This window comes from Corallococcus sp. AB030 (assembly GCF_003668965.1).
Lineage (GTDB): Bacteria > Myxococcota > Myxococcia > Myxococcales > Myxococcaceae > Corallococcus > Corallococcus exiguus.
This window is the reverse complement of sequence record NZ_RAWQ01000142.1, coordinates 21,451-28,359: the sequence shown is the minus strand read 5'-3', so window position 1 is coordinate 28,359 and position 6,909 is coordinate 21,451. Positions and strand designations below refer to the sequence as shown.

Below are 6,909 nucleotides of genomic sequence, written 5' to 3'. Positions count from 1 at the left end.
GGGCCAGGCGACTAGCGGCGGCTCTTCTGATGCGCGATGGCCGTGGCCAGCGTCTCGCGCACCTGGCGGGCCCGGAACAGGCGGTCCGCGGTGTCCAGCAGGTTCTCCGCGTACAGCACCTGCTTGCGCAGGCGGGCCGGGATGGCGCGGGTGCCCAGGTGCGCGCCCAGCAGGGCGCCGGTGAGGGCCGCGGCCACGTCCGCTTCGCCGCCACAGCGCAGCGTGAGGACCACGGCCTCCCGGAAGTCGTGCGGCACCTTCAGCGTCGCGTACAGCGACGTGAGCAGCACCGGCACCACGTGACACGGCAGGCCGTCCACGCCCTTCAGCTCGCTGGGGGGCACGCCCACCTTGCGCAGCTGGTTGAGCGCGCGCTGGGTGTCCCAGGTGAGCAGGCGCGGCAGGTGGCGGATCTCCTCCGCCAGGTTCTTGTCGTGCACGGCGGCGGACAGCGCCAGGGCCTCGCAGAAAGCCGCGGGCGTGAGGGCCTCCTGCTCCATGCCCAGCGCCACGGCCTGCGCGAACGCGGCGGCGGCGGCGGCGCAGACCGGGTCCTTGTGCGTGATGACGGTGAGCACGCCCGCGTCGTGCGGCAGGCGCGCGCGCTGACCGCTTTCGAAGAGGCCCACCACCAGCGCGCGGCTGAGCACCGACGGGCACCGGGTGCCCAGGGGCGCGCCCGCGCTCATCCACGGCGTGCCGCTCGCAAGGCGCTGCAGCGATTCCGACAGGCTGCGCGGCGGCTGGAGGATGATGCCCTCCTGCCACAGCCACGCCAGGTGCAGCGCCGCGCTGCGGCCGTCCACCTTGCCCTCGCGGATGACGCTCTCCGCGGCCGCGAGCAAGAGCTGCGTGTCGTCGCTGAACTGGCCCTTGGCGAACTTGCCGCGCGGCCGGGGCGCGAAGTCCTCCGCCAGGCCGGGCAGCCGCGCCAGGCTCGCCGGGGGGATGCCCCTCAGCGGAAAGCCGAGCGCATCCCCGATGGCGAGCCCCAGGAATGCCGCATGAAAACGGTCCTGGCGGTCTGCGGGAGTCAGCGGCATCGGAGGAGCAGAGATTACCCGAGCCTCAGCCAAGGACGAGCACCGAGATGAACGCTGCGATGGTGCGCGACGCGATGGCGGATCGATCATGGGGCCTTGACGTGCACGGAGTGGCTGCGGTGGAGCGCTGGACAAGAAAGGTCCCGCTGGATTGCACCACGCGCGTCGCCACTGTCCGCCTCCTCCGCCGCAACCACGGCGCAACCGGGGGCGCGGTAGCTATCGCATCCCGCTGCGTTTCAGCAAGCAGGCGGGCCTGTTGAAACGCGCGAGCACGCGTGCATGTCCAACTTCGAATGCTGCGCATGGACCGAAAGGGACGCACGGGTGGCCTCGTGCGCGTGCGCTGCCCACGGGCTCAGGTGTTCACCTTGACGCGCACGACTTCACTTCGTCCACGCGATGCACGCGCGGATCACGCGTCGTCGCGGCCCAGGTTCACCACCGCCATCAGCCGCGCCACCACGGCCTCCGCGCCCTGGTGCAGCCGTGAGCCGTCCCACAGCGCGGGGGACGTGTGGCCGCCGCGCTCGCGCCAGTCCTTCTCCACCTCTTCGTAGGTGAGGTTGCGGAAGCGCACGCGGTCCTCCAGCGCGTGGTCCGTGACGAAGCGGCGCGCGGTGGCGGACGGCGGATCCGCGATGCGGTGGAACAGCTCCAGGACGGGCGACTCGGGCGTGCTCATGACTTGAGCCGCATCATGCTTCGTCCAAGCCCCGGAACGCGAAAAGGGTGGAGCGCCGGTCCCCACGTCCGCGGGGATTCGGAGCACCACCCTTCCGGTACCGCACGCGCGCCCGGGAAGGGGCGCGCGGGTGAATCCCTAGCGGGACTCGGAGGCGCTGATGCGCGCGGCCTCGCGGCGCACCGCGGCCTGCTCCAGCGCGTAGCGCGCGTCCGCGGCGTTCAGGTCCTTGAGGCGCGCCTGGGCCTCTTCCATGCGGCGGCGGGCACCCGCGACGTCGATGCCGTTGACGTGCTCGGCGGCGTCCGCCAGCACCAGCACCTTGTCGTTGCTCACCTCCACGAAGCCGCCGGCCACGAAGTAGCGGTCCTGCTTCCCCGCCTCGATGAGGGTGAGCGTGCCCGGCTCCACCAGCGACAGGAACGGCGTGTGGCCGGGACGCACGCCGAACAGGCCCTCTCCGCCCGGCACGATGGCCTCGTCGGCCTGCACGGACAGGATGCGCTTCTCGGGGGTGACGATCTCGACAGTCAGCTTGGCCATGAAGGTCCTCGTGCTACCGCACTACCGCATCAGAAAGTCAGCCGCTGGGTCTTCACGCCCACCGGCTCGAACTCCACCACCCCGGCGTCCGTCAGGCGCGGGCCCCTGCCCGGGATGCCCAGCGTGCCCTCCAGCCACTTGAGGTGGTGGGCCAGCTGCCGCACTTCCGACAGCTGCTTCGTCGTCATCAGCTCCGTCAGCCGCCGCTCCTGGAGCTTCTGCCCCGTGCGGTCGAACTGGGCGGCCACCATCACCCGCGCCCACGCCAGGCTCTGGCCCTTCGCCTTCTTCTTGCCCTTGCTGGGGACCGGCTTGCCCTTCTCCACCAGCGGGTACACCACCCAGACCTTCTCCCCGTCGTTGGACGCGAAGTAGAGGTCATCCACCGTCCCCACGCACACGTCCGCCGACCAGTGGGGCCCGCTCTCCTTGAGCACCTCCAGCCGGCACTTCCCCACGCCCACGTCCACCGAGCGGACGCTGTAGAGGCCATTCGCGCTCACCCGTGCCCGGCTGCCGCGCTCCTCCGCCAGGGCGGAAGGCGCGGCACCACAGACGAGCAGGGCGAGCGCGACGGTCAGGCGCATGGGAGTCTTACGCCGCCGCCAGCTTGCGGGCCTTCTCCTGAGCCTCTTCGATGGCGCCCACCATGTAGAAGGCGGACTCCGGGAGCTCGTCGTGCTTGCCTTCCGCGATCTCCTTGAAGCTGCGGATGGTGTCCTTCAGCGCCACGTAGCGGCCGTCCAGGCCCGTGAAGACCTTGGCCACGAAGAACGGCTGGGACAGGAAGCGCTGGATCTTGCGGGCGCGCGCCACGGACAGCTTGTCCTCTTCGGAGAGTTCGTCCATGCCGAGGATGGCGATGATGTCCTGGAGCTCCTTGTAACGCTGCAGGATGCCCTGGATGCGGCGGGCCACGGCGTAGTGCTCGGCGCCCAGCACGTCCGCGGACAGGATGCGGCTGGTGGAGTCCAGCGGGTCCACGGCGGGGAAGATGGCGAGCTCCGCGATGGAGCGGTTGAGCACCGTGGTCGCGTCCAGGTGGGCGAACGCGGTCGCGGGGGCCGGGTCCGTCAGGTCGTCCGCGGGCACGTAGATGGCCTGCACGGAGGTGATGGAGCCCTTGGTGGTGGAGGTGATGCGCTCCTGCAGGCCGCCCATCTCCGTGGCGAGCGTGGGCTGGTAACCCACCGCGCTGGGGATGCGGCCCAGGAGGGCGGACACTTCCGAGCCGGCCTGGGTGAAGCGGAAGATGTTGTCCACGAAGAGGAGCACGTCACGGCCCTCCACGTCGCGGAAGTACTCCGCCATGGTCAGCGCGGAGAGGGCCACGCGGGCGCGGGCGCCGGGCGGCTCGTTCATCTGGCCGTACACGAGGACCGCCTGGCTCTTCTCCAGGTTGTCGGTCTGGATGACCTTGGTCTCCTGCATCTCGTGGTACAGGTCGTTGCCTTCGCGGGTGCGCTCACCGACGCCGGCGAACACGGAGAAGCCGCCGCGCTCCACGGCCACGTTGCGGATGAGCTCCTGCAGGAGCACCGTCTTGCCCACGCCGGCGCCGCCGAACAGGCCGATCTTGCCGCCACGGGTGTAGGGGGCGAGCAGGTCGATGACCTTGATGCCGGTCTCGAACATCTGCACGCGCACGTCCTGCTCCGTGAACGGAGGGGGCGCGCGGTGGATGGGCCAGTACTCGGTGGCGTTCACCGGGCCCATTTCGTCCACCGGGTCGCCGGTGACGTTCATGATGCGGCCCAGGGTGGCCTTGCCCACCGGCACCTGGATGGGGGCGCCCGTGCTGCGCACCGGCATGCCACGGCCCAGGCCCTCGGTGGAGTCCATGGCGATGCAGCGCACGGTGTTCTCGCCCAGGTGCTGCGCCACCTCGATGGTGAGGTTGTCCTTCTCCGCGCCCAGGTTGGGGTTGGTCAGCTTGAGGGCGGCGTACACCTCAGGGAGCCCGCCGGGCGGGAACTCCACGTCGACCACGGGGCCGAGAACCTGCGTGATCTTGCCAGTCGTCGGGACTTGAGCGCTCATGGGACTCCTCTGCCTTGTCTCGTGTGGCGAGCGGCCGGGGCGCCGCCGCCCGTCAGGAAATCGAACCCCGAAGAGGGGTGTGGGCGGGCCCCCTTTACCGGGGGGTGCCCGGCAGGGTCAAGCCTCCCGGGTCCGCGCACGTAAGTCCCGCTTAGCGGAGCGGTGTCCCGTACGCCAGTCCCTTGAGGTGCCCTTCTGTGACGCCTGCCCGGTGGGGGGCCAGGAACGACGAAGGGCCCGTGCCTCCGGCGCTCGTGGAAGCGCGAAGCAACGGGCCCTTCTGGAGAGGCGGCCGGACGGGAGGCGGACTACTTGAGGGCCTCGGCGCCGGAGACGATCTCCATGAGTTCCTTGGTGATGACCGCCTGGCGGGTGCGGTTGTAGATCAGGGTGTAGCTGGAGATCATGTCCGTGGCGTTGTTGGTGGCGTTCTCCATGGCGCTCATGCGCGCGCCCTGCTCGCTGGCCACGCTCTCCAGCAGCGCCCGGTACAGCTTGATGTTCACCGCCTGGGGCACCAGCCGGTCCAGCACGGCCTGGCGGGACGGCTCGTACTTGAAGTCCACCAGGGCCGGGGCGGAGGTCACGCTCTCCGGGGTGGGCGTGGCGGCGGCCTTCGCCGTGGCGGGCTGCAGCGGCAGCAGCTGCGACACGACCACGTTCTGGGTGATGGCGGAGACGAACTCGTTGTAGACGACGTAGACCGCGTCGACCTCGTCGTTGAGGAAGGCGGCGGCCAGCTCTTCCGCGACGTTGGCGGCGGAGCGGTAGTTCAGCGTCGCGTACAGGCCGGCGAAGTCCTTGCGGATGGACTGGCCGCGGTTGCGGAAGAAGTCGTTGCCCTTGCGGCCCACCGTGGAGACGCGCACCTGGAGGTCGCTGTTCTCGTACAGGTAGCGGTTGGCGCGGCGGATGACGTTGGAGTTGAAGCCGCCGGCGAGGCCGCGGTCGGACGTGAGGAGCAGGAGCTCCACGCGGCGGATGGGGCGGGAGGCGAGCAGCGGGTGCGCCAGCTCCTGGTCGGCGGAGCGCACGGCCAGCTCGGAGATGATCTGCTCCAGCGTCTGCGCGTACGGGCGGGCGGCGAGGATGGCGTCCTGCGCCTTCCGGAGCTTCGCGGCGGAGACCATCTTCATGGCCTTGGTGATCTGCCGCGTGTTCTTCACCGTGCGGATGCGCTTGCGGATGTCGCGAAGGGACGCCATGGACCGGAAACTCCTCGTAAGACGTGCGGCGCGCGCCCCGTGACAGCCCGGGCTGGCCATGAGGGACGGCGGGCCCCCTATATAGGCGGGGCGGGGGCCGGTCAACGGCGGGGTGCCCGGACCGGGGGCCCCTGCCCGCCGCCAAAGCCCGCTGCCACAGCCGTCCGGGGGCCGGGCGGGCGTGACCAGTTCCCATCAGCCGGCCGCCCATGGTGCTTTCCGGGCGGGGGGCGCCGGAAGAGAATGGCCCCTTCCGACTGTTCCGCGGGGTCCATGAAGGCTGGCGGCACGACCAGGGTGTGGGTACGCAGGGGCCTGGGGCTGCTCGGGCTGGCCCTGGCCGTCCTGCTGGGTCTGTCCCACTTCGTGCGCCTGCGCTACCAGGGCCGCATCGTGCCGCTGGCCGTGGCTCCGGAGGCCCCCGTGGCCCTGGTGTTCGGGGCGGGGCTGGCGCCGGGCGCGGTGCCGTCGCCGGTGCTGGCGCAGCGGCTGGACGCGGCCATCGCGCTCTGGCGGCAGGGCAAGGTCCGGTCGCTGCTGGTAAGCGGGGACAACTCCGCGCCCTTCCACAACGAGACGCGGGCCATGCGGCGCTACCTGCTGGAGCACGGGGTGCCGGAGGACGCGGTGGTGGGGGACGAGGCGGGGCTGTCCACCTACGACAGCTGCCTGCGGGCGCACTCGGTGTTCGGCGCGAACCGGGCGGTGCTCGTCACGCAGCGCTTCCACCTGTCGCGGGCGCTCTTCATCGCCAACTCGGTGGGCATCGACGCGTGGGGCGTGGCGGCGGACGAGGGACGGGCGACTCCCTGGCGCTACACGGTGCGCGAGACGCTCTCCCGGGTGCTGGCGCTGGGGATGGTGCTGCTGGAGGTGAAGCCCGGCAGCACTGACGGCCAGCCGCCGACGGCTCCTCGCTGACGGGGGCCGGGCCCGCCAGGCAGGCGGGCGGCGTCCATTGCCGCTCGCGTCCGGGGGGCCCATTTTCGTGGGGACACGGAAGCTTTTCTCAACCGTCCCTGTCGAGGAGACCCCATGAAGTTCAACAAGCTCGGAGACGAGGATGTGGGCGAGTCCACCTCGCTGCGCCACCGGAACCCGGACACCGGAGAGGATGAGATCAACATCACGGACCAGGACCTGGCGCTGTCGCCCCCCATGGAGGAGGAGGCGGATGCGCGGGACATCCTGCCGGATCAGATCCAGCGCTTCGGCCGGGGGGATGAAGAGGAAGAGGAGCGCGAGCTGACCGCGCAGCCCGACGAACCCGGCCCGCGCGCCCAGTCGCCGGACCTGCTGCCCGAGGGGTAGCCGGGTCCAGCAGGCGGGTGCGGTGTAAGAACAGGGCGCGTCCCAGGACATGGGACGCGCCCCTTGTTTTCAGGCGGGGCCT

The 6,909-nt window shown here is 70.8% G+C and carries 8 protein-coding genes; 2 read left to right on the top strand and 6 right to left on the bottom strand.

Going from position 1 to position 6,909, the window contains the following annotated elements; genetic code table 11:
- Positions 1-11: 11 nt before the first annotated feature.
- The 6 genes from D7Y15_RS28845 to atpG form a co-directional block, all read right to left on the bottom strand.
- Positions 12-1,043: an ADP-ribosylglycohydrolase family protein gene (locus D7Y15_RS28845; RefSeq protein ID WP_120574799.1), complete on the bottom strand. Its 1,032-nt coding sequence runs from the start codon at positions 1,041-1,043 to the stop codon at positions 12-14.
- Positions 1,044-1,458: 415 nt separating this feature from the next.
- Positions 1,459-1,728 carry a hypothetical protein gene (locus tag D7Y15_RS28840; RefSeq protein ID WP_120574798.1) on the bottom strand — a complete coding sequence of 90 codons (270 nt, stop codon included), beginning with the start codon at positions 1,726-1,728 and terminating at the stop codon, positions 1,459-1,461.
- A gap of 138 nt (positions 1,729-1,866) precedes the next feature.
- Positions 1,867-2,271 carry a F0F1 ATP synthase subunit epsilon gene (locus D7Y15_RS28835; protein WP_120560927.1) on the bottom strand — a complete coding sequence of 135 codons (405 nt, stop codon included), beginning with the start codon at positions 2,269-2,271 and terminating at the stop codon, positions 1,867-1,869.
- Positions 2,272-2,300: 29 nt separating this feature from the next.
- Entirely contained in the window at positions 2,301-2,858 is a 558-nt protein-coding gene (locus D7Y15_RS28830; protein WP_120574797.1) for a hypothetical protein, read from the bottom strand.
- A gap of 7 nt (positions 2,859-2,865) precedes the next feature.
- Positions 2,866-4,311, bottom strand: coding sequence for a F0F1 ATP synthase subunit beta (atpD, locus tag D7Y15_RS28825; RefSeq protein WP_120574796.1), 1,446 nt, complete (start codon positions 4,309-4,311; stop codon positions 2,866-2,868).
- 308 nt (positions 4,312-4,619) lie between these two features.
- Positions 4,620-5,516 (bottom strand): ATP synthase F1 subunit gamma, encoded by an 897-nt coding sequence (gene atpG / locus D7Y15_RS28820; RefSeq protein WP_120574795.1) that lies wholly within the window; start codon positions 5,514-5,516, stop codon positions 4,620-4,622.
- 273 nt (positions 5,517-5,789) lie between these two features.
- Between atpG and D7Y15_RS28815 the strand changes: the two genes are divergently transcribed.
- On the top strand, positions 5,790-6,437 hold the full coding sequence (locus D7Y15_RS28815) for a vancomycin high temperature exclusion protein (protein ID WP_169822710.1): 648 nt from the start codon (positions 5,790-5,792) through the stop codon (positions 6,435-6,437).
- 114 nt (positions 6,438-6,551) lie between these two features.
- On the top strand, positions 6,552-6,827 hold the full coding sequence (locus D7Y15_RS28810; protein WP_120577195.1) for a hypothetical protein: 276 nt from the start codon (positions 6,552-6,554) through the stop codon (positions 6,825-6,827).
- The last annotated feature ends 82 nt before the right edge of the window (positions 6,828-6,909 follow it).

Coding starts and splice junctions, on each gene's coding strand:
- D7Y15_RS28845 (WP_120574799.1), bottom strand. CDS start 1,043: ATGCCGCTGACTCCCGCAGACCGCCAGGACCGTTTTCATGCGGCATTC.
- D7Y15_RS28830 (WP_120574797.1), bottom strand. CDS start 2,858: ATGCGCCTGACCGTCGCGCTCGCCCTGCTCGTCTGTGGTGCCGCGCCT.
- D7Y15_RS28810 (WP_120577195.1), top strand. CDS start 6,552: ATGAAGTTCAACAAGCTCGGAGACGAGGATGTGGGCGAGTCCACCTCG.
- D7Y15_RS28815 (WP_169822710.1), top strand. CDS start 5,790: ATGAAGGCTGGCGGCACGACCAGGGTGTGGGTACGCAGGGGCCTGGGG.
- atpG (WP_120574795.1), bottom strand. CDS start 5,516: ATGGCGTCCCTTCGCGACATCCGCAAGCGCATCCGCACGGTGAAGAAC.
- D7Y15_RS28835 (WP_120560927.1), bottom strand. CDS start 2,271: ATGGCCAAGCTGACTGTCGAGATCGTCACCCCCGAGAAGCGCATCCTG.
- D7Y15_RS28840 (WP_120574798.1), bottom strand. CDS start 1,728: ATGAGCACGCCCGAGTCGCCCGTCCTGGAGCTGTTCCACCGCATCGCG.
- atpD (WP_120574796.1), bottom strand. CDS start 4,311: ATGAGCGCTCAAGTCCCGACGACTGGCAAGATCACGCAGGTTCTCGGC.